General features: G+C 37.4%; 14 protein-coding genes. 11 read left to right on the top strand and 3 right to left on the bottom strand.

Going from position 1 to position 23,546, the window contains the following annotated elements; translation table 11 throughout:
* The first annotated feature begins 5 nt into the window (after nucleotides 1–5).
* From coaBC to DNG35_RS00685, 11 genes are all read left to right on the top strand, one after another.
* On the top strand, nucleotides 6–1,205 hold the full coding sequence (coaBC, locus tag DNG35_RS00735) for a bifunctional phosphopantothenoylcysteine decarboxylase/phosphopantothenate--cysteine ligase CoaBC (protein WP_111125830.1): 1,200 nt from the start codon (nucleotides 6–8) through the stop codon (nucleotides 1,203–1,205).
* On the top strand, nucleotides 1,202–2,089 hold the full coding sequence (locus DNG35_RS00730; protein ID WP_111125829.1) for a DUF4835 family protein: 888 nt from the start codon (nucleotides 1,202–1,204) through the stop codon (nucleotides 2,087–2,089). Before coaBC ends, DNG35_RS00730 begins: the two co-directional genes overlap by 4 nt.
* Nucleotides 2,090–2,147: 58 nt before the next feature.
* Nucleotides 2,148–3,803 (top strand): DNA repair protein RecN, encoded by a 1,656-nt coding sequence (gene recN, locus DNG35_RS00725; RefSeq protein WP_111125828.1) that lies wholly within the window; start codon nucleotides 2,148–2,150, stop codon nucleotides 3,801–3,803.
* Nucleotides 3,804–3,850: 47 nt separating this feature from the next.
* Nucleotides 3,851–4,666, top strand: coding sequence for an enoyl-ACP reductase (locus DNG35_RS00720; RefSeq protein WP_111125827.1), 816 nt, complete (start codon nucleotides 3,851–3,853; stop codon nucleotides 4,664–4,666).
* 148 nt (nucleotides 4,667–4,814) lie between these two features.
* The gene (locus DNG35_RS00715; protein WP_111125826.1) at nucleotides 4,815–11,675 is read left to right on the top strand and encodes a fibronectin type III domain-containing protein; all 6,861 of its coding nucleotides are present in this window, start codon (nucleotides 4,815–4,817) and stop codon (nucleotides 11,673–11,675) included.
* 185 nt (nucleotides 11,676–11,860) lie between these two features.
* Nucleotides 11,861–15,361 (top strand): T9SS type A sorting domain-containing protein, encoded by a 3,501-nt coding sequence (locus DNG35_RS00710; RefSeq protein WP_111125825.1) that lies wholly within the window; start codon nucleotides 11,861–11,863, stop codon nucleotides 15,359–15,361.
* Between the two features lie 100 nt (nucleotides 15,362–15,461).
* Complete coding sequence (locus DNG35_RS00705) at nucleotides 15,462–16,469, top strand: glycosyltransferase family 2 protein (protein ID WP_111125824.1); 1,008 nt, start codon at nucleotides 15,462–15,464, stop codon at nucleotides 16,467–16,469.
* Nucleotides 16,466–17,422: a hypothetical protein gene (locus DNG35_RS00700; RefSeq protein ID WP_111125823.1), complete on the top strand. Its 957-nt coding sequence runs from the start codon at nucleotides 16,466–16,468 to the stop codon at nucleotides 17,420–17,422. Before DNG35_RS00705 ends, DNG35_RS00700 begins: the two co-directional genes overlap by 4 nt.
* Nucleotides 17,419–18,012 (top strand): dephospho-CoA kinase, encoded by a 594-nt coding sequence (gene coaE / locus DNG35_RS00695; RefSeq protein WP_111125822.1) that lies wholly within the window; start codon nucleotides 17,419–17,421, stop codon nucleotides 18,010–18,012. Before DNG35_RS00700 ends, coaE begins: the two co-directional genes overlap by 4 nt.
* Nucleotides 18,013–18,071: 59 nt before the next feature.
* Nucleotides 18,072–19,634, top strand: coding sequence for a sensor histidine kinase KdpD (locus DNG35_RS00690; RefSeq protein WP_111125821.1), 1,563 nt, complete (start codon nucleotides 18,072–18,074; stop codon nucleotides 19,632–19,634).
* Nucleotides 19,635–19,638: 4 nt separating this feature from the next.
* The gene (locus DNG35_RS00685; protein ID WP_111125820.1) at nucleotides 19,639–20,355 is read left to right on the top strand and encodes a response regulator transcription factor; all 717 of its coding nucleotides are present in this window, start codon (nucleotides 19,639–19,641) and stop codon (nucleotides 20,353–20,355) included.
* Between the two features lie 55 nt (nucleotides 20,356–20,410).
* Here DNG35_RS00685 and miaA read toward each other — a convergent pair whose 3' ends face one another.
* From miaA to DNG35_RS00670, 3 genes are read right to left on the bottom strand one after another with little or no spacing between them, the layout of a single operon-like run.
* A complete protein-coding gene (gene miaA / locus DNG35_RS00680) occupies nucleotides 20,411–21,319 on the bottom strand; it encodes a tRNA (adenosine(37)-N6)-dimethylallyltransferase MiaA (RefSeq protein WP_111125819.1) in 909 nt (302 codons plus the stop codon).
* Complete coding sequence (locus tag DNG35_RS00675) at nucleotides 21,309–22,139, bottom strand: ion transporter (protein WP_111125818.1); 831 nt, start codon at nucleotides 22,137–22,139, stop codon at nucleotides 21,309–21,311. Before DNG35_RS00675 ends, miaA begins: the two co-directional genes overlap by 11 nt.
* A 45-nt stretch (nucleotides 22,140–22,184) precedes the next feature.
* Nucleotides 22,185–23,546 carry an exonuclease domain-containing protein gene (locus DNG35_RS00670; protein ID WP_111125974.1) on the bottom strand — a complete coding sequence of 454 codons (1,362 nt, stop codon included), beginning with the start codon at nucleotides 23,544–23,546 and terminating at the stop codon, nucleotides 22,185–22,187.

The following is a 23,546-nucleotide window of genomic DNA, read 5'->3' as shown; positions in this document are numbered from 1 at the left end:
ATCTTATGAGTTTATTATCGGGCAAAAAAGTAGTTTTGGGCATTACAGCAGGTATTGCAGCCTACAAGACTACTTTTTTAGTTCGGTTACTTATCAAAGAAGGGGCAGAAGTAAAAGTGGTGATGAGTCCTAAAGCAAAAGATTTTGTGACGCCACTTTCGCTTGCTACACTTTCTAAAAACGAAGTGCTCACTTCGTTTACCGAAGAAGACAAAACCCTCTGGAACAACCACGTCGATTTGGGTTTATGGGCAGACTTGATGCTTATCGCACCAGCAACAGCCAACACGCTTTCTAAAATGTCCAGCGGGCAAAGCGACAACTTTTTACTAGCCACATATTTATCGGCAAAATGTCCTGTGTATTTTGCTCCCGCGATGGATTTGGATATGTTCAAACATCCGTCGACCAAGACCTCTATCGAGCAGTTGGAAAGTTACGGGAATAAATACATCCCTGTAGAAAAAGGTGAGCTCGCGAGTGGTCTATCGGGCGAAGGCCGAATGGCAGAACCCGAATTCATTATCGATTTTATAAAAAAGGATATCGCAGCTCAACTTCCGTTAAACGGAAAAAAAGTCTTGATTACGGCTGGGCCAACTTACGAAGCGCTCGATCCTGTGCGTTTTATCGGAAACCACTCCAGCGGAAAAATGGGGTACGCTCTGGCGCAAGAAGCAGCCAATTTAGGTGCAGCAGTGATTTTGGTAAGTGGGCCAACATCGTTAAAAATACAACATGATTTGGTCGAAGTGGTTTCGGTAACGAGTGCTCAGGAAATGTACGAGGTTGCCCATAAATATTTCGCAAAAGCAGAAGTTGTTATCGCAGCCGCAGCCGTTGCCGATTACCGACCCAAAAAAGTGAGCGCACAAAAAATCAAAAAAAATGATGCCACACTTTCGTTGGAATTGGAAAAAACAAAAGATATATTGTTATCTTTAGGCGAAAAGAAAACCCATCAGCTTTTGGTTGGCTTTGCATTGGAAACTGAAAATGAAGAAGAAAACGCAAAGAAAAAGCTGGCTAAAAAGAATTTGGATTTTATCGTTTTAAATTCGATGCAGGACAAAGAAGCAGGCTTTCAAAAAGACACCAATAAAGTTAAAATTATCAGTGAAGATGAAATAAAAACTTACGAAGCGAAGTTAAAAGAAGAAGTAGCGATTGATATTTTTAAAGAAATTTTACACCGATTAGCATGAGATATTTTTTATTAGGATTTTTTCTACTGATTTTTCAAATCAATACCGCGCAGGAATTTAATACAACCGTGACTGTTGATGCTGCTCAAACTGGGCAAACACAACTTACTATTTTTAAAACTTTGCAGACCGAAATCCAGGATTTTATGAACAATACTTCTTGGACGAGAATGAAGATTAAACCTGAAGACCGTATCAATTGCAATATGTTTATCACGGTAACCAAGTTCGATTCTAACGACTTTAGCGCAACGATACAAATCCAGTCGACAAGACCTGTTTTCGGGAGTACTTTTTCGACACCTGTTTTTACCTTTAAAGACAACCAGTTCAATTTCCGTTATACGGAATACGAACCTTTGCGCTACAGCAGAAATACGTTTACCTCTGCGTTGATTTCTAATTTGAGTTTTTATGCCTATACCATGTTGGGTTATGACGCCGATACGTTTGAATTAAACGGAGGAGAAGATTACCACCAAGAGGCTAAGCAAATTGTTGATATGACACAACAAAATGCGAGTGGTGGTTGGACCGTTAATGACGGAAACCAGTCGAAATTTCGTCTCAATGCCGATTTGATTTCGAGTAATTTCGGAACTTTTAGAGAAGCCATTTACAATTACCACCGTTTGGGTTTGGATTTGATGCATACCGATGCCGAACAAGCCAAAAAGAATATCGCCAATGTGATTATGATGATCAAGGAAGTGAACACTTCACGTCCTAACAATGCGCCCGTACGCACTTTTTTTGACACCAAGGCGCTGGAAATCGAACAGATCTTTTCTGGAGGTCCCCAAATTTCTATCGTAGAAGTAGTCCAAACACTTAAAACGATGGCTCCTGTTTACAATAAAAACTGGAACAACATAAAATATTGATTTTATATTCGAAAATCATTCGGAAGTCTTGTATCTTTAGCCTTAAAAATTACAGGATTTGCTTACCAGTTTATCGATAAAAAATTACGCACTTATTGAAGATGTCAAACTGCATTTTCAAGAAAACTTTACTATTCTTACCGGAGAAACAGGAGCGGGAAAATCTATTATTCTCGGAGCTTTAGCTTTGCTGAAGGGAAAAAGAGCAGACCTAAGCTCGATGCGTAACGAAGCGAACAAATGTGTGATCGAAGGGGTTTTTAGTATTGGTGCCTATGATTTGCAATCGGTTTTTGAGGAAAACGACCTCGATTACGAAACCGAAACCATTGTACGTCGTGAGATTTTACCTTCAGGGAAGTCACGAGCCTTTATCAACGACTCACCAGTAAATTTACAGCAGCTTTCTACTTTGGGGGATTTATTGGTTGATATTCATAGTCAACATGAGACTTTATTTATTGGTGATACGAGTTACCAAATGGAGGTCGTTGACGCTGTCGCGGATCATCAAGCGCTTTTGATTGATTTCCGTCAAGGATGGAAAGCTTACAAAAAAATCCAACGAAAGCTAGAGGAAGTCAAAGGCCAGCAAGCAGAAGCAGAAAAAAGTTACGATTATAACCTTTTTCTGCTAAATGAAATCAAGAGTTTAAGGCTTACAGAAGATTTTCAGGAAACTTTGGAAGCACAACAACAAGCCTTGAGTAATGTAGAAAGTCTAAAAGCAAACTTAGGCGAATCGATACAGTTATTGCAACAAGAAGAAATAGGTTTGTTGACGCAACTTTCGCAAATCAAAAGGAATTTGAATTCGGTTGCTGGTTTTGGCTACCAATACCAAGAAATCCACCAGCGATTAGCATCGGTTTTGATCGAGCTGCAAGACCTTTCGGCGGAAATAGAAGCGCAAGAGGAAAATATAGAAGACGACCCAGAGAAGTTGGAAGAGGTGAACCAACAACTTAATTTGTTGTATAATCTTTTCCGTAAACATGAGGTACAAAATGTTACAGAGTTGCTAGAAATCCAAAAGGAATTGGAAGCGAAAGTTCGCGTAAAGGAAAATGCTACGGAAGATTTATTGGCTCTCGAAAAAGAGTTGGCTTCCGCGGAAGCAAAACTTCATCAGCAAGCCAAAGAATTGCATGGCAATAGACAGAAAGTATTCTCTGACTTTCAACGAAAATTGGTTGCTATTCTACAGCAGTTAGGAATGCCAGAAACCCAATTTGATTTTAACCTGTCGGCAACTTCAAATTTCAATTCTTTTGGAAAAAGTGAAATCAATTGGTTGTTCTCTGCCAATAAAGGGCATCAGTTAAAAGAAGTAAAAAAAGCAGCATCCGGTGGTGAATTATCGCGTATCACGCTTGCCGTGAAAAGTATTTTGGCGAATTACATCAATTTGCCTACGATTATTTTTGATGAGATCGATAGTGGTGTTTCGGGTGAAATTTCCCAGCAAATGGGTGATATCTTAGAGCAAATGAGTGAAAAAATGCAAGTATTGGCGATTACCCATTCACCACAAATAGCCTCTAAAGGACAACAGCATTACAAGGTCTATAAAGAGGTAGAAGCAGGTAAAACCAATACCAAGATTATAGAACTCTCTACAGAAAATAGAGTAGAAGAGATTGCCGAAATGTTGGGGGGTAAACAAAAAACCAGTTCTGCCGTGGAACATGCGAAAGTATTGCTCGCCAAATAAACGAATATTTATATCTTTACAACTTCAATAATGAAAAAACGAAAATCATGTCATATAACTTATTAAAAGGAAAAAGAGGAATCATTTTCGGAGCATTAGACGAAAATTCTATCGCTTGGAAAACAGCCGAAAAAGTATTTGAGCAAGGGGGTAAATTTGTATTGACCAATGCGCCAATTGCCATGCGAATGGGAAAAATAAAAGAGTTGGCTGAGAAAACGGGTTCAGAAATTATTCCTGCTGATGCAACCAGTGTAGAAGATTTAGAAAACTTGGTCGCTAAAAGTATGGAGATACTGGGCGGAAAATTAGATTTTGTATTGCATTCTATCGGGATGTCGGTGAATGTGAGAAAAGGGAACCATTATACCGATATGAATTATGATTTTACCACCAAAGGTTGGGATGTTTCTGCGGTATCTTTTCATAAAACCATGCAGACACTTTACAAAAAAGATGCGATGAATGAATGGGGAAGTATTGTGGCGTTAACCTATATCGCGGCACAGCGTGTTTTTCCAGATTACAATGATATGGCAGATAACAAAGCTTATTTGGAGTCTATTGCGAGGAGTTTTGGTTATTTCTTTGGAAAAGATAAGAAAGTACGTGTAAATACCATTTCGCAGTCACCAACACCAACCACAGCAGGGCAAGGTGTTAAAGGCTTTGATGCGTTTATCAGTTATGCCGAAAAGATGTCTCCGCTGGGTAATGCCACCGCAGACGAATGTGCAGACTACACCTTAACACTTTTCTCGGATTTAACCAAGAAAGTGACTTTACAGAATTTATTTCACGATGGAGGTTTTTCTAATGTTGGGGTAAGCCAAGAAGTAATGGAAGCTTTTATAGAAAAATAACATAAATTTAACATTCAAACAATTAAAAGCGTCTTTATCGACGCTTTTTGTTTTTAATCGTTTTTACTGTGAATTTGGCGAGTAGTTCATAAAAAAATTATATTTTTATTAGCATTTTATTAAACAAACTAAATTTAAACAATAGAATATGAGAAAAATTACTTTTTTATTAGCTTTTCTAGTCTTATGTTATTGGCAAGGAACAGCGCAAATTTCATCGTATTATACTTTTTCAGAATATAGTGGAACTTATACACCTATCACAGGGGGAACAGTTACTACTACGATTACAGGGAGTAGTGACGATGGTGAAGAATTAAATGTACCCATTGGTTTTACGATAGATTATGCTGGTACGGGCTATTCAACCCTAACAATAGGGGTAAATGGTGCAATTAGCTTTACAGATGATGCTGTTGATTACGATAATAACTTGAGTGCAACAGCTGCAGATCAAATAGATGTTATTGCTCCGCTCTGGGATGATTTATACCATAGAGGTAGTCCTGATAATGCAGAAATTAGGTATGAAACATCAGGTACTTCTCCTAATCAAACTTTTACTATACAATGGACAAATTTATCATGGAGAAATTCTGGAAACAATGTAAGTTTTCAATTAGTTTTGTATGAAGGATCAAATAATATTCAATTTAATTATGGGCCTAATACATCTACCGAATCTAGAACGGCTTCTATAGGGTTTAATAAAGGTAATTCGGGGAGTAATTTTATAAGTGTTACTCCAGGTGCGCCTGGAACAGCAAGTACTACTACTGCAACTAACAATATTTCTTCAAGCAATTACCCTGGAGATGGAACTACTTACTTATTTACATATGCCGCTCCATCTTGTATTACCCCAGTAAACGTTCAGAACACATCAGTTGCTGCAACAACCGCAGATTTTTCTTGGGATGCTGAAACCACAGCTACCGATGGTTATAATTGGGTGGTGATGGCTGATGGTGACGATCCTGCTACAGATACACCTGTAACGGGAGGTTCTACTAACCCGACCACTTATGTTGCTCAGGCAACAGGTTTAACTGCGCAAACTGATTATGATTTTTATGTGCAATCGGATTGTGGTGCAAGTGGGCAAAGTGGATGGTCTTTAAAAGTGGATTTTTCAACACCTTGTGCTACCTATGTGGCTACTTCAAGTGCTCCATTTGTAGAGAATTTTAATACAACTTCCATGCCGGCTTGTTGGTCTCAGACTTCAGATTGGGAGTTTTCAGGTAATATTGGTTGGAATACTACCGGTTGTTCTGCTACACCGTCTGATCATACTGCTGGTGGAGGCGGAAGTTATGCAGCTGTAGATATGACAGATATATCTGCTACAGAAACAATTGCTTTAGAATTACCATTGATCGATGTGAGTGCGCTTACAGCACCAAGATTAAATTTCTATATGTTTATGTGTACCCAAGGATATGCTCCACCGAATGAACTTCACGTGGAGGCATATGACGGCGCCGCTTGGAATCAAGTTGGTGTCGTTGACACAGGAAGCGCTAGTTGGGAAAATTACACATTTATCTTATTGAACCATGTTGTTGGAAACACAGTTCAATTAAGATTTAGAGCACAAGAAGGACCAACAGGAAATACTTTTTATGGTGATATAGCGATTGATGATATAATGGTAGAGGAAGGCCCTAGCTGTTTAAAGCCAACAAATATTGTTAATACCTCAGTTACAGCAAACACAGCAGATTTTACTTGGGATGCTCCTGCAATAGCTCCTACAAGTGGTTACGAATGGTTAGTAATGGCTTCAGGAAGCCCTGCGCCAGATACTTCTACGGCTGTTAGTACTGGTACAGCTGCAACCAATAACACGACTGCAGGTTCCTTAACACAAGTTACAACTTACGATTTCTATGTTCGTTCCGATTGTGGAGGAACTGATCAAAGTGCATGGGAAGGTCCACTATCATTTACTACTGGATGTCCTTCGCAACTTGCTGGTAATTATACTATCGGTGCTACAGGGGATTATACTACTATTACTGCGGCAATTGCAGACTTAAATGCCTGTGGTATTTCAGCAGCAGTAACCTTTGATATAATGACTGGCTCAGGACCCTATAATGAGCAATTAACTTTAAATGAAGTTACAGGAGCTAGTGCAACCAATACAATTACTTTCAATGGTAATGGTGAAACTTTAACCTCAACTACGGATGCATCTAATCGTAGCCTGTTTTTATTAGACGGTGCTGATTACGTTACATTAAATAATATTAATTTCGTAACTCAAGATGTTGATAATAACTTTGTTATTCAGATAACTAATGGAGCAAACTTCAATAGTATTACCAATAATACGATTGATTTAACTTCAGCAATTAATGATACGGGGAGCGATAATGCAGGTATTGTGCTTTCGGGTAGTTTAACAAGTGCTACTTCAGATGGTGATAGTGGAAATGTAACCATAACAGGAAACACTATTATTGGAGGTTATTATGGTATTTCTATTAGTGGTTCTGCAACAGCGAGTTCTATGTCAAATATCATTTCTAATAATGAAATAGGTGATTTTTATACCTATGGAATATATTTGAATGATGTTTCTGGTTCTACCATAGATGAAAATGATATACATCGAGCAAATAGGGCTAATGTAGGCAGTTTTTATGGGCTTTATACTACAGGAAATTGTGAAAATAACCTCGTTAATGCTAACAAAATACATGATGCATTTACAGGAGAACCAACTGCGACAAGTTTAGCATATTGTATCTATAACACTTCAGCCGATGCAACTTTAGGAAATCACAATACAATTACTAATAATATTATCTATAATATTAATGGAGCTAGCGGTACAAATTATGGAATATACAACTCAGGTAGTGATGGTTATTATTATTATCACAATACTATAAATCTTGATGAACAAAGTGCTAGCTCGGGAACGACCTACGGCTTTTACCAGTCAACAACAGCTAGTGATATTGAGTTTAAAAATAATATGATTTCTGTAACTCGAGCAGGATCAGGAACAAAAGCATGTGTACGATTTAACACGACAGGCTCAACTATTATAAGCGATTATAATGTTTTACATATAAATACACCTGGAGCTACCACTAGTGCTATAGGTTATTATGGAACTGCAGCACAGGCTACACTTACAGATTGGCAAACAGCTAGTAGTGGAGATGCTAACTCAGTGGATGTAGATCCTATATTTGCTGCACCAGCTACAGGTCAATTAAATCCTAATAATCCTGCTGTAGATAATATTGGTACACCAATAGCTTCTGTAACCACAGATATTAATGGTAACCCTAGAAGTGCAACAACGCCAGATATAGGAGCATTTGAATTTACTCCAGCTAATTGTGCACAGCCTTCAGGTATTATGGCTAATAATATTACCGGTTCTTCTGCTGATATCACTTGGACGGAAAATAATACACCAGCTGCTACAGAATGGGAAATAGAATATGGCCCAATTGGTTATACGCAAGGTTCAGCAGCTGCAATAGCTACTGTTGCTGATAATGATGGTACTTTGGGTGAACCTTTAACAGGTTTATCCGGTTTAACAGACTATGATGTTTATGTAAGAACTATATGTTCTCCAACTGATTCAAGTGCTTGGACAGGACCATATACATTTACAACGGCTTGTACAGCTATACCAGCTCCATATTCTGAAGATTTTAGCTCAAATACACTACCAACGTGCTGGTCTCAATCTCAAATTACTGGATCTGGTTGGGATTTTGATGGAATATCTTTTAATACTTTAGATTGTGGAACAAGTCCAGTTGATCATACAACAGGTGCAGATAATGATCAATATGCAGCATTAGACTACTCTACACCAATAGATACGGGTGTAATTCTAGAAATGCCAATTATAGATGTAAATACATTAACGGTACCTCAATTAAAATTCTATTTGTTCTACTGTTCACAGACAGCACTTAATGAATTATTTGTCGAGGCATATGACGGTACTAATTGGGTGCAAGTAGGCTTGATAAATACTGGTAATGGTACTGTTTGGGATGAGCATACATTTGATCTAACAACATATGTTGTAGGAAATAACGTGCAAATAAGGTTTAGAGCAGAAAGTGATGGAAACAGTAGTACAACATATTTTGGAGATATGGCTATAGATGATGTTTCTATTATGGAAGCACCAACTTGTATTAATCCATCAAATGTTCAAAATACTGCCGTTACAGATACTACAGCAGATTTTAGTTGGGATACAGAGCCTAACGCTACTGTTGGCTACAATTGGGTGGTAATGGCAGATGGTGATGACCCTACAGTAGATACACCAGTTACAAGTGGTTCAGTTCCTTCAGGAACAACTACAGTTCAAGCAACAGGTTTAATGGCAGAGACTGATTATGATTTTTATGTACAATCAGATTGTGGCGCTACTGATGGATTAAGTATTTGGTCTTTTGTAGTTGATTTTGCTACAATTCCTTCTTGTGTTGCTCCTACAAATTTAGTAGTTGATTTTGTTTCTGATACAACAATTGATTTTAGTTGGGATGCAGAGCCTAATGCTACTTCAGGCTATAATTGGGTGGTAATGGCTGATGGTGATGACCCAACTGTTGATACTCCTATTACTAGTGGTTCAGTTCCTTCAGGAACAACAATGGCACAAGCTACGGGTCTTATGGGACAAACTGACTATGATGTTTATGTTCAAGCAGATTGTGGTGCGATAGATGGTTTAAGTACTTGGCAAGGCCCAGCTAGTTCGACAACACTGTGTGCAGCTTATGTAGTAACTCCAACAACACCGTTTGAAGAAGACTTTGCTGCTTCGTCTACACCTACATGTTGGTCTGAAACAGGAGACACTTCTTGGGAGTACAGTACTTCAACGCCAGCTTATGCGGCTTCAGGTTTAGCTGATCATACCCCAGGAGGAGGAACAGTTTATGCCGTAATGGACGGTAGTGATAATTCTGACGGTGAAACTGGAGTATTGACAACTCAATTGTTAGATATTTCTGCTTTATCATCACCAGCATTAACGTTTAATGTATTTAGTGATAATACAGATGATGCAGCAATTAACATTCTAGATGTAGAATTCTATGATGGTGCCAATTGGAATACAGTTCTGAATCAAACTACACTACTTGGTCCAAACTGGGTTGAATTTAATTTTGATTTAAGCACTTATACTATTACTGGAAATGTGCAAGTTAGATTTACTGTGACAGGTCAAGCAAATGGTGGAAGTACTTTCTATAACGATATTGTAATTGATGATGTGTCTGTGTACGAGTTTTCTTGTGCAGCACCAACTGGTGTTACAGTCTCTAATATTACAACAAATGGAGCGGACTTTAACTGGTCAGCATCGGCAGATGAAACAGGAGGTTATGAGTATGTAGTGATGTTGAGTGGGGATGATCCAAATAGCGATCCTTCTGTAACATCAGGTACTGTTGGAGCTGGGGTGACTACGGTAAGTATTTCTACATTGTCGCCAGGTGTAGCTTATGACTTTTATGTAAGAACAGTTTGTGCTTTAAATGGATCTTGGTCTACAGCGACTGCATTTACGACGGCCTTACCTCCTTGTGCTTTACCAACTAATGTTCAAAATACAGCGGTTACTGTTTCTACAGCAGACTTTTCTTGGACAGCTTCTGCAGACGAAACAAATGGCTACATTTGGTATGTGATGGTAGATGGCGAGAATCCTTTAGTTGATATGCCAGTAGATAATGGAACAGTAGCAACAGGGGTAACCAATGTTCAAGCAACTGGTTTGACGGCATCTACTAATTATGATTTTTACATTCAGACTAATTGTGGCCAATTTAATAGTGTGATGAGTCCTAAGCTTGACTTTATGACGGATAGTTACCCGTGTACAGCACCATCTAGTGTTGCAGCTAACTCAGTTACCGCAACGACAGCTAAGTTCTCTTGGCCAACCAATGGTGTGGAAACAGGCGGTTATACTTGGGTGTTGATGGCTGATGGAGTAGCTCCGGATGTTGCTACGGCTCTATTTACAGGAACGACAGCAACAGGTGTAACTTCTGTGATTATTTCCGGTTTAACTCCGAATACAGCTTATGATTTCTATGTACAAACCAATTGTGCTACAGATGTTAGTCCATGGTCGATGGTTGTTGACATTACTACATTGGCACCACCTTGTGATGCTCCAATTGGTTTGATGACAACTACTGTTACTGATACTACAGCAGACTTTGGTTGGACAGCCTCACCTCATGAGCAAAATGGTTACAATTGGATAGTAATGGCAGATGGTGATGATCCGAACATGGATACTCCAGTATCCTCAGGTGTTACAGCTACAGGTGTGACTACCGCTCAAGCAACGGGCTTAGTAGCTAGCACTAATTATGACTTTTATGTGCAAACTAATTGTGATACTGGAAATATGAGTGATTGGTCTGCGGTATTAGATTTTATGACGGCTATGCCTCCTTGTGATGATCCTACCGCCTTAAATGTAGATACGGCTACAGGAACTTCATTAGCGATTAGCTGGACAGCTTCAACTACAGAAACCGATGGCTATGAATGGATATTGATGGCCGACGGTGATGATCCTGCTACAGATACTCCGGTTGATACTGGTAGTGTAGCCACAGGTACTACAATGGTTACTATTTCAGGTTTAACTAATTTTACTGATTACGACTTCTACTTACAAGCAAATTGTGGTGGTGGAAGTATGAGTAACTGGGTGATGTTGGATGTGTCAACGGTAAGAGCTGATGCAGAAAACTTTAGAGGATTTGAATATTATCCTAACCCTGTTCGATCAGATTTAGTGATGAAAGCTAACCATACCATAAGTCAAATCGTAGTTTACAACTTATTGGGTCAACAAGTCATGAAGACTTCACCAAATAGAATGGAAGCTATATTAGACTTTAGCGCATTACAAGCTGGTGCTTATATGGTACAAGTACAGGTAAATGATGCGGTAAAAACCATCAGAATTATCAAGGAATAATTAGTTATTTTATTTAAACAAAAACCTCGAAGTCTTGCTTCGAGGTTTTTTGTTTAACCGATAAAATTGCCTTTAATCTACAGAAAGTATTGTTTAGTCGTTTATGTGTTAAATGTTTACTGTAAATCATAAATTATTGTAAATTTATTAGTTAAGAACACAAAAACTAATTTAAATCTTAATCAATGAAAAAAATTACTTATTTATTGCTATTTTTAATCTTAATTTCATGGCAAGGAATAGCACAGACAACCCATACCATCAATTGGCAAACGGGTATTTCTAATGCAAATGCGAGTTTAACGATAGATGTTGGAGATACAGTAGAATGGATATTTACAGATGCAGTTCCGCATTCTGTAACTTCAGATGCGGGTAGTACCGAGACATTTGATAGCACAACTTTACCAGCTGGCTCTACTTGGAGTTATACTTTTACAGTTGCTGGTTCTAACCCTTATTTTTGTGCGGTACATCCTTCTATGCAAGGGACAATTACAGTAAACCCTGTATCAGGAGGCTCTACTGTTTTAGATGAAGACTTTGAAGGTGCTGTAGGGGCAAATGGATTGCCGGCAGGATGGACAGAAACGGGATTGTCTACAGATGGAATATGGTCTGTTGGTAATGCTGCTGCTGCCTCTTCAATTTACTTTACCTATCCAGGTCATACTAATTTTGCATATTCTAATGATGATTCTTGTGATTGTGATAAATCTGCAGATCGTTTAATCACGCCTGCTTTGGATTTATCTTCACTTACCGCAGTAGAATTATCTTACGCAGTGCTTTTCTCTGATATAGTGGTTGGTGAAACATTAACCGTTGAAGTGAGTACTGATGGAGGAACTACTTGGACTGTTGAGCAAAGCATTAGTGTTCAAGCTGGCTGGAGAGATAATCAAACATTAGACTTGTCAGCTTACGCAGGTCAATCTAATGTGATGATATCATTTTTATTTAATGATGCTACTAATTGGGCTTATGGTGTTGGTATTGATGATGTAAAAGTAGGTCCGCCTCCTGCTTGTATTACACCAGCAAATGTGCAAAATACTGCAGTTACCGCTACAACAGCAGATTTTAGTTGGGATGCTGAGGCAACCGCAACGTCAGGTTATAATTGGGTGGTGATGGCTGATGGAGACGATCCTTTGTTAGATACCCCAGTTGCTTCAGGCTCTGTCGCAACAGGTATTACAGCTCAAGCCACAGGTTTAACTTCTGCCACAGATTATGATTTTTATGTGCAGTCGGATTGCGGCACTAATGGGACGAGTGATTGGTCTCTTAAATTAGACTTTACCACTGCATGTACGACGTTTACAGCACCATTTTTGGAAACTTTTTCTACAGGTACTTTACCCAATTGTTGGTCCCAATCACAAATTTCTGGATCAGGTTGGGATTTTAATGGTATTAGTTGGAATGTTTTACAATGTTCTACTGCTCCTACAGATCATACCACAGGAACAGGAACAACAGATTTTGCTGCGATAGATTTTTCTGTTCCAGATACTGGAGTCGTACTAGAAATGCCAATCATAGATGTAAGCGCACTTACAGTTCCTCAATTATCTTTTTATATGTATTTCTGTACTGCAGGTTATACTCCACCAAATGAGTTATATATAGAAGCTTATGATGGAACAACTTGGGTTCAAGTAGGGTTTATTAATACAGGTAGTGGTTCTGCTTGGGAAGAGCATTCGTTTGTATTAACTCCATATAAAGTAGGAAATAATGTACAGTTAAGATTTAGAGCGGAAGAAAGCACAGATCCTGATCGTTACTATGGAGATATGGCTATTGATGATGTTGAAATAAAAGAAGCACCTTCATGTATTAAACCAATTAATATTCAAAATACAGCTGTAACACCATTAACAGCAGATTTTAGTTGGGATGCTGAGGCAACCGCAACGTCAGGTTATAATTGGGTGGTCATGGCTGATGGAGACGATCCTGATGTAGATACACCTGTTACATCTGGTTCGGTAGCTACAGGAACTACAGCTCAAGCTACAGGTTTAGCTGCTCAAACCAATTATGATTTTTATGTACAATCAGATTGCGGTACTACCAATGGAATAAGTGATTGGTCCACAAAAGTAGATTTTATAACAGATCCTTCTTGTATCAAACCTACAAATGTTTTGAACACTGCATTTTTTGACACCACCGCAGATTTTAGTTGGGATGCAGAACCAAACGCAACTACAGGTTATAATTGGGTAGTAATGACAGATGGTGATGATCCTTATGTAGATACCCCTTTATTTTCTGGTAGTACTCCAACAGGAACAACAACTGTACAAGTAACAGGCTTAACGACAGATTCAATATACGATTTTTATGTCCAATCTGACTGTGGTACAACAGACGGATTAAGTGACTGGTCTGATAAAGTAGATTTTTATACAGGATACTGCCCTTCCCAACCATCGAGTAATGATGGTACAGGGTATGGAGATATAGATGTTGAAACAACAACCTTTAATGATAATGCTGACAGTACGTATGAGAATTACACTTCATCTCCAGTAGCTATTGGTTTGTCTGAAGTAATTGATATCCAGATAGATTTAAATACTGGTTTTGGTTATGATTATGATTATCATATTTGGGTAGACTATAACAATGATTTAATTTTTGATAATGCTACAGAAATAGTTGCTACAGGGGCAACAGCAGGAGCTCCTGACGAAGTTATTACAGCTAGCTTTACGTTTTCAGCAACTATGGCAGGATCATATAGAATGAGAATTGCCTCTGCAGATAGCGGTCAAGGATCTCCAGACCCTTGTTACAATGGCTCTTATGGTAACACGGCAGATTTTGTTTTAGAATTAGTAATTCCATGTGATGCAGCCACAGGTGTTATGACCACCGCGGTTACCGATACTACTGCAGATTTTTCTTGGACAGGTTCAGCTGACGAAACCGGAGGTTATAATTGGGTAGTGATGGCAGACGGAGATGATCCTTTAGCCGATACTCCCATAGCTTCTGGTAGTGTAGCGACAGGGGTTACGATTGCACAAGTAACAGGCTTGATGGCAAACACCGCATACGATTTTTATGTGCAAACCAATTGTGTTTCGGGAGCTATAAGTGATTGGTCTACCGTATTAGATTTCATGACCGCTACTTGTGACGAGCCAACAGCGGTAACTTTAGATAATGCAACTGGTTCTACATTGGATATTAGCTGGACAGCTTCTGCTACAGAAACTGATGGGTATAATTGGATACTGATGAACGATGGTGAAAGTCCTATAACAGACACACCAGTTGATAGTGGTAGTGTTGCTACAGGAATTACTATGATAAATATCACAGGTTTAACAAACCTCACCAATTACGATTTCTATGTACAAACAAATTGTGGAAACGGAAATGTAAGTAATTGGATTCTTTTAGAGGTTTCTACTGTTAGAACTGATGCTGAAACCTTCAGAGGTTTTGAATATTATCCAAACCCGGTAAATGCTGAGTTGGTCTTAAAAGCCCAAAACGAAATGACTCAAGTAACAGTATATAACTTATTAGGTCAGAAAGTGATGCGTCTTTCGCCAAACAATTTAGAGACTAGACTAGACTTTAGTGCGATACAAACAGGTTCTTATATGGTACAGGTGCATATCAATGACGCAGTAAAAACCATTAGAATTATCAAAGAATAATTGATTTTTCCCTTTTAATTGTAAAACCTCGAAGTCTTGCTTCGAGGTTTTTTCTTTTTGAATTCCGTGACAACGCCAAACTTTCTCGTATTTTAGCAAAATGAATTTGAGGTTTTCTTTTATCATTCCTGTTTATAACAGACCGCAAGAAATAGATGAATTACTAACATCGTTTACTCAGTTAAATACTAACGAAAAGTATGAAATTGTAATTATCGAAGATGGTTCTGCACAATCTTCTAAACCTATTATAGAAAAATACAATTCTGAGTTAAACATTGCTTATTTCGAAAAAGAAAATTCTGGCCCTGGAGATTCTAGAAATTTTGGAATGCAAAAAGCTTCGGGTAATTATTTTATCATCTTAGATAGTGATGTGATTTTACCCGAAACCTATTTAGTTGCTGCAAAGGCCTATTTAGCTCAACATCCAGTAGATTGTTTTGGAGGTCCAGATGATGCTGAACAAAACTTTTCCGAGGTACAAAAAGCCATCAATATGGTGATGACTTCTTTTTTGACAACGGGAGGAATTCGAGGAAAATCCAAAAACATAAAGTCATATGAACCCCGTAGTTTTAATATGGGTTTAAGTAAAAAAGCTTTTGAAGCAACTGGCGGTTTCGGCAATATTCACCCTGGTGAAGACCCGGAATTGGTGATCAAACTCAAACGATTAGGTTTTAAAATAGGTTTTATCCAAAAAGCTTTTGTGTACCATAAACGTCGTATCGATTGGCAAAAATTTTACCAGCAAGTCAATAAGTTTGGAAAAGTGAGGCCTATTCTCAACTACCATTATCCAGAGAGCAAGAGTTTGGTGTTTTGGTTTCCGAGTTTATTTTTGTTAGGCTCTTTGATAGCTTTATTTTTAGCTTTCGCTAAAATTTACTTACCATTAATCTTATTGGGAATTTACCTTGGAGGTGTTTTTCTTGAAGCACTTTTCAAATACAAAAGCCTAAAAATTGCCATATATAGCTTAAGGGCACTTTTTATACAGTTTTTTGGCTACGGAATTGGCTTTTTAAAATCTACCTTATATATTCGAGTCTTAAAAAAGAAACCAGAAACTGTTTTTCCAAATTTATTTTTTAAGAAGAAATGAAAGATTTCTTACATCATATACGAAACACCACCTTTAAGCGGACCAACTTTAAGGTATTTTTCTTTTTCTTGTTTTTTGCTTTCTTTATTTGGATCATCATTCAGTTTTCAAAAACGTACACGAGAGAAATTGTTGTTCCCGTAAATTTTGTCAACCCGCCAAAAGATAAATTAATCCCTAAAAAGTCTGATGAAATAAGACTTAGAATCGATAGAAATGGTTTTGAACTCTTATGGCTTTCGCTCAAAACTGTCAACGTGCAGGTAGACATCGAACACCTAAAAAGTACCGACAACAGTCTCATTTTAGAAGTAGATGAACATGAGTATAGCTTACTGGAGCAAATAGGTTTAGATTACAGAAATATTCAGTTCCTGACCGATGAAATCGAAATTCCTTTTACACAAAAAGCGGTAAAAACCATTGCAGTTGTTCCTGTGACAGAAATTACTTTTGCACCAGGCTTCAATTCGCAAAAGCAAATAGAGCTTACCCCAGATTCCATCAAAGTGAGCGGGCCACAAAAAATGCTCGATACACTTACTTTTTTACCAACAGAAAACATCGAACTTTTTCAGGTAAAAAGTAACCAAAAAGGAAGTGTAGAAATCGACAAACAAAATTTAAAAAATATAGAGCTTTACCAAAATGAAGTTGCTTATAGTCTTAAAATAGAAAAGTTTACTGAAGGCAGACTTGAAATTCCTATTCAGATACTTAATGCACCTAAAAATTCAGAAATCAATATTTTCCCCAAAGAGCTGAGTGTCATTTATACAGTAAGTCTCGAGAATTTTTCAAAAATCACCAAAGATGATTTTAAATTGGTTTGTGATTTTAAGGATATTGTTGAAAACCAACAGTTTTTAATACCCAAAATTGTAAAAAAACCAGAAGCAGTAAGTAGCGTTCGACTCAATTTAAACAAAGTTCAATTTGTGATCAAAAAATGATAAAAGTAGGCTTAACCGGTGGAATAGGAAGTGGTAAAACGACCGTAGCAAAGCTTTTTGAAGCAAAAGGGGTGCCTGTTTTTATTGCGGATCAAGAAGCAAAACACTTGTTGAATACGGCAAAGGAAGTTCGTGAAAAAGTCCTCAAGCTTTTTGGCGAAAAAGCCTATAAAAATGATTTTTTAGATAATAAATATATCGCCAGTTTGGTGTTCGACAATCAAGCACTTTTAGAAAAACTCAATGCGATTGTACATCCTGCCGTAAGAGAGCGGTTTGAAGCTTGGTTAAAGACACAAAACTCATCTTACATAATTTACGAAGCAGCAATACTTTTTGAAACTGGAGCGTATAAAAATTTCGATTACAATCTTTTAGTAAGTGCTCCGGAAGAAATTAGAATCGATCGGGTGGTCAAAAGGGATAAAAGTAGTAGGGCAGCAGTACAATCTCGTATGAAAAACCAATGGTCTGATGCCGAAAAACGTAAACTTTCTGATTTTATCATCGACAATATAAATCTCAGCGAAACTCAAAAAAATGTAGAAGAATTACATCAGTTATTCTTAAAAATAGCATCGGTTTGCTAATTTGTTAACTTTTGGTTAAAAATACAAAGGGTAAATGTTAAAATCATACTTTTGGAGTGATGAAAAAAAAGGTTTTTATCTTTCTTATATTACTCATGAGCCTATCTTTGATAGGTATTATTTTTGTTCAAGGGTATTGGATTAAACATGCGGTAGAAACCAATGAAGAACAATTTTCCTTTTCGGCAAAACAGGTTCTTATTAATGTTGCCGAAAAACTCGAAAAACAAGAAATAGACAACTACTATATTCAATACGCTATTTTAGCCGATTCTTCTAAGCCGACCAGCGCTACACTTAGCGAACTTTTTCAGATAAGGCAAGACCAACTCACGAACGAAACTTTCTTCTATTCTAACAGTGTTTTACAAGAAGATTACAAATTATCTTCAGATTTTTTAAAAAACGAAAAGGATAGTGTAGAGTTCAAAAAACTCATCAATAGACAAGTTACAAGACTAATTAGAAACAAGCAGATTGATGGAACAAATGATATTTCTGAGCAAGAAAAGTTTGAAAAAGTTTCGCGCTTAAAAGAAAGTGAGAAAATTCTTTTGCAGGAAGGAATCAAGCAAAATGCCTCTTTATTGCCAATATACAAACGTGTTGATAGTGTTGTGATTAAAGACTTGATACGTGAAGAGTTAAAAAAAAGAGATATCAAATCGAAAGCAGAATATGCCATTTTTGATGGTGCTTTAGCAACCAAAATAAAATCTAAGAACTTCAAACTAGAAGACGCATCGACTTACGGTTTGCCCATTTTCAAATCAGAAAACACCGATTATATTCTGTATATTCATTTTACGGAAAAGAAAAAAATGGTACTTTCTTCAATTGCATTTATGGGCATTTTAAGTATTGTTTTTACTTTAATCATCATTTTCGCTTTTTTCAGCGCACTTAGCCAGTTAATCAAACAGAAGCAGATTTCGCAAATCAAAACAGATTTTATTAATAACATGACGCACGAATTTAAAACGCCAATTGCAACCATCAATTTGGCTTTAGACTCGGTAAGAAATCCAATGATTGCTAACGATCCCGAAAAAATGCAACGTTATATGGGGATGATTCGTGAAGAAAACAAACGTATGCACGCTCAGGTCGAAAACGTGCTTAGAATTTCTAAATTAGAACGCAACGAACTCGATATCAAAAAAGAAAGAGTAAAGCTTCACGATTTAGTAAATGATGCCATCACGCACGTAGAACTTATAGTAGAAGACAGAGGTGGTTATATTCAAACGCATTTTGCGGCTTTAAAATCTTCTATTTTAGCCAATGATTTTCATTTTTCGAATGTGATTGTCAATATGTTGGATAATGCTGTAAAGTATACAGACGGAGAACCAAAAATTGATATTTACACCGAAAATGTTAAAAATTATATTATCTTGAAAATTCGTGACCAAGGAAAAGGAATGAGCAAATTGGCACAAAAAAAGATTTTTGAAAAATTTTACCGCGAACATACAGGTGATGTCCATGACGTAAAAGGTCACGGTTTAGGCTTGGCCTATGTCAAGCAAATGGTGGTCGATCATCACGGTGAAATTTCAGTACAAAGTGAAAAAGGAAAAGGTAGTACCTTTATCATCAAATTACCAACAATATCATAATATTATGGAAACAGAGAGCAAGAAAATTTTATTAGTAGAAGACGATCCAAACTTCGGAATTGTCTTAAAAGATTATTTGGCAATGAACAATTACCAAGTCACCCATGCCAAAAATGGGATGGAAGGCTTTGAAAAGTTTAAAAAAGACGATTACGATCTTTGTATACTCGATGTGATGATGCCTTACAAAGACGGATTTACATTGGCCAAAGAAATTAGAGAAAAAAATGAGGAAGTGCCTATCATTTTCCTAACCGCAAAAGCGATGAAAGAAGATGTGCTAAAAGGATACAAAGTAGGAGCAGACGATTACTTGAATAAGCCTTTTGATAGCGAAGTACTCCTTATGAAAATAAAAGCGATTATGCAGCGTAAATCAACCGATAGCGTAGCAGATAGCAAGCAGTTTGAGTTTCAGATTGGGGACTTCCATCTAAATTCTAAACTTCGTTTCTTAACTTTTAAAGAGGAAGAACCTGCAAAATTATCGCCTAAAGAAAACGAATTATTAAGATTGTTGGCGTTACACGAAAACGATTTAATGCCACGTGAGTTGGCGTTGACCAAAATCTGGAGAGATGACAACTATTTTACTTCGCGTAGTATGGATGTTTATATCGCCAAGCTTAGAAAATACCTTAAAAAAGACGAGAATGTAGAGATTCTAAACATTCACGGTGAAGGTTTTAGATTGGTGGTCCACAACAAAGACAACAAGTAAAAAACCTAGCTTTCTTTATTTCCTATACCCAAAAACTTGCTGAAAGTTCCGACTTTCAGTGAGTGTTTTGGTTGATATAATCGATGATGTTTTTTGTCGGTTCCTGGTAGTCAAACCACTTGATGGTCTCATCTTTTCGAAACCAAGTCAGTTGTCTTTTGGCAAATCTGCGCGTATTTTTCTTGATTTCTTCTATGGCTTTTTTAAGCGAAATCTCATTTTCTAAATAAGCAAACAATTCTTTATACCCAACTGTATTCAGCGCATTCAAGTGCTTTCGCGAAAGCAAATTTTGAACCTCTTCCAGTAAACCATTTTCCATCATAAGATCGACACGTTGGTTAATTCTGTCGTAAATAATTTGGCGCTCTGCATCAATGCCTATTTTGATGGATTGAAAACTGCGTTTCGATTTTTTGTGATTGCGATAGGAAGAATAAGGTTTACCAGTGGCGATACATATTTCGAGCGCTCTAATTAAGCGATGCGGATTGTGTACATCAACTTTTTGGTAATATGCTGGATCTAACTCTTTAAGTCGCTCTTGAAGGCTTTCGATACCTTTCTTTTGGTGCACTTGGTTTAATTCTTCTCTAATTGCCTTAGGAACTTCAGGAAAATCATCTAAACCCTCGTTGATGGCATTGATGTACAAGCCACTTCCGCCAACTAGAAATAAGATATCGTGTTGGTGAAAAAGCTCATTTATTTTCGCAAGGGCGTCTCTTTCAAAATCACCTACCGAATAATTTTCTTCCACCGAAAGCTGCTGGATAAAGTGATGCGGAACAGTTGCTAATTCTTCTTCTGAAGGAACAGCAGTGCCAATTCTCATTTCTTTAAAAAACTGCCGAGAATCTGCCGATATAATTTCTGAATCAAAATGGGATGCTAGCTCTATACTGGTAGATGTTTTCCCAATTGCAGTTGGTCCGACAACACTAATGAGGTGTTTATTTTTCATTGAGTTTGTTTCCGCAGTTGTGACAAAATTCTGCCCCATTGACATGGTTAGACTCGTTGCAGTTTATACAATTCTGTGTATTGGTAATGGGTTTTCTCGCGGTGCTTTTAGCATATTCTGCACCTACGATTCCCGTTGGGACTGCAATGATACCGTAACCCAAAATCATAATGATAGATGCCAAAAACTGCCCTGCTGGAGTCACTGGATGGATGTCACCAAAACCAACGGTAGTGAGTGTTACAATACACCAATAGATAGATACCGGAATGTTGGTAAAACCACTATCTTCGCCTTCGATCATATACATAGCAGTTCCTGCGATAAGTGACATAATCAATACGGCAAATAAAAATACCAGGATTTTTGGTCGACTGTTTCTTAGAGCTGCCATCAGTTTGTTTCCTTCACCGATAAAACGCGTCACTTTTAAAATTCTAAACACACGTAAGAGTCGTAAAGCTCTTACGGTCATTAAGGCTCCAGAACCCGCAAAAATTAAAGAAATATATAACGGAATGGTAGAGACAAAATCGATGATTCCGAAAAAACTAAAAATATATTTTTTGGGATTTTTAATGGAAATGATGCGTAAAATATACTCAATCGTAAATAGAAAAGTAATGACCCATTCGGCATAATATAAAAAGGTGTAAAGCCCATAATCAAGCCCTTTGACGCTTTCTAACAATACAAAAGCAACACTTACAAGAATGAGAATGAGTAAAACTACATCAAACAATTTTCCAGCAGGAGTGTCTGCTTCGTAAATAACTTCGTGCAGTTTTTTTTGCCAATTATTTTTTTCGGTTTTCTCCAAGGTCGGTTTTTAGTATATGATAAATGTAAGAAGAATTATAATTTTTTAAAACTCTTTGATTTGTAGGTTTTGTTTTCGTTGCATATACCCCAAAATAATGTGCTTGGTGTCTCTATCTTCATGCATAGGGGTGATGTGATGTTTCAGCCTTTCTACATCATTAATTTGGTGATTTAGCTCAAAAAAACCATAACCTTGGAAAGTACCGTTTTCAATTAAAAGGATGCTTTTTTCTCCATTTTTTCTTCCACGGCCAATCAGCACTAAATTTTTGTTGAGGTACGAATATTTTTCTATTACCTTTTCGACTCGCTGGTTATAACTTTCGGCAGTTTCTTCTTGTATACAAGCACCTTCACACAATTTGATGTTGTAATGGAAACAAGCACTTTTGGTTTTTTGCAAATGGCAAAGTTTTAAACACAAACCGTATTCATCCGCCAGATTTTCGACAAACTTCTTAGCTTGCCTCATATTGGTAAAAGCCGTTAAAGGTTCTTCTGCTTTAGTCGACATTACAATTTCTAAGGTAAAATAACCTTCTTGGTTTTTATCTAGTTTTAAAGCATAGGTAAATGCATCTCTTTTAAGTGCTCTGTTGTAGATTGGTTTGTTTTTTTTGATTTCGTTGCTTTCTTTTAGCATCGCAATCAGATCATTTCCGGTAAGCTCGTATGTAATTTCGTTTACTTCCCGCTGCATTTGTTTCGCTTTTTTACTTTCGTTGGTAAAATGCTGATTGATTCTTTTCTTGATGTTCTTACTTTTCCCGATGTAGATGATATCACCTTTTTCGTTATGGAAATAATACACACCCGTATCGGTAGGAAGAGTTTCTAAAATCTTTAAAAGCTTTTTGTCGAGGTGTCTTTTAGGTGTTTTTCTGATGCTATTGGTAATGATTTCTTTCGAATCGTCTTTTTGCAATAGGAGATCAAAAAGTTTGACGGTTGCCATGGCATCACCGCTTGCTCGATGTCTATTGGTTATCGGAATCCCTAGGGTTTTTACCAATTTCCCTAAGCTGTAGGATGGTACGTTTGGGATGAGTTTTTTTGAGAGTTCTACCGTACAAATCGTATTACTTTCAAAATCAAAACCCAAACGGTCGAATTCTAATTGTAGGATGCGGTAATCGAATTTTGCGTTGTGGGCAACAATGGTACAATCTTGTGTGATTTCTACAATACGCTTGGCAACTTCATAAAACTTTGGGGCATTTCGCAACATCGCATTGTTGATACCAGTGAGACCCACCACAAACTCCTGGATAGGTCTTTCGGGATTTACTAGGCTAATAAACTGATCGACGACTTCGCGACCATCGTGTTTATAGATGGCGATTTCAGTAATACCTTCTTCATTGTATTTTCCGCCAGTGGTTTCTATGTCAAGTATTGCGTACAA

The sequence above is a fragment of the Mesonia sp. K7 genome (assembly GCF_003233725.1).
GTDB lineage: Bacteria > Bacteroidota > Bacteroidia > Flavobacteriales > Flavobacteriaceae > Mesonia.
Note: the sequence above shows the minus strand (reverse complement) of the source record. Positions and strands in the feature narration are given on the sequence as shown.

Bases quoted from the DNA above. Each gene is read 5' to 3' on its own strand.
- coaBC (WP_111125830.1), top strand. From the start codon at position 6: ATGAGTTTATTATCGGGCAAAAAAGTAGTTTTGGGCATTACAGCAGGT.
- DNG35_RS00730 (WP_111125829.1), top strand. From the start codon at position 1,202: ATGAGATATTTTTTATTAGGATTTTTTCTACTGATTTTTCAAATCAAT.
- DNG35_RS00720 (WP_111125827.1), top strand. From the start codon at position 3,851: ATGTCATATAACTTATTAAAAGGAAAAAGAGGAATCATTTTCGGAGCA.
- DNG35_RS00715 (WP_111125826.1), top strand. From the start codon at position 4,815: ATGAGAAAAATTACTTTTTTATTAGCTTTTCTAGTCTTATGTTATTGG.
- DNG35_RS00710 (WP_111125825.1), top strand. From the start codon at position 11,861: ATGAAAAAAATTACTTATTTATTGCTATTTTTAATCTTAATTTCATGG.
- DNG35_RS00705 (WP_111125824.1), top strand. From the start codon at position 15,462: ATGAATTTGAGGTTTTCTTTTATCATTCCTGTTTATAACAGACCGCAA.
- DNG35_RS00700 (WP_111125823.1), top strand. From the start codon at position 16,466: ATGAAAGATTTCTTACATCATATACGAAACACCACCTTTAAGCGGACC.
- coaE (WP_111125822.1), top strand. From the start codon at position 17,419: ATGATAAAAGTAGGCTTAACCGGTGGAATAGGAAGTGGTAAAACGACC.
- DNG35_RS00690 (WP_111125821.1), top strand. From the start codon at position 18,072: ATGAAAAAAAAGGTTTTTATCTTTCTTATATTACTCATGAGCCTATCT.
- DNG35_RS00685 (WP_111125820.1), top strand. From the start codon at position 19,639: ATGGAAACAGAGAGCAAGAAAATTTTATTAGTAGAAGACGATCCAAAC.
- miaA (WP_111125819.1), bottom strand. From the start codon at position 21,319: ATGAAAAATAAACACCTCATTAGTGTTGTCGGACCAACTGCAATTGGG.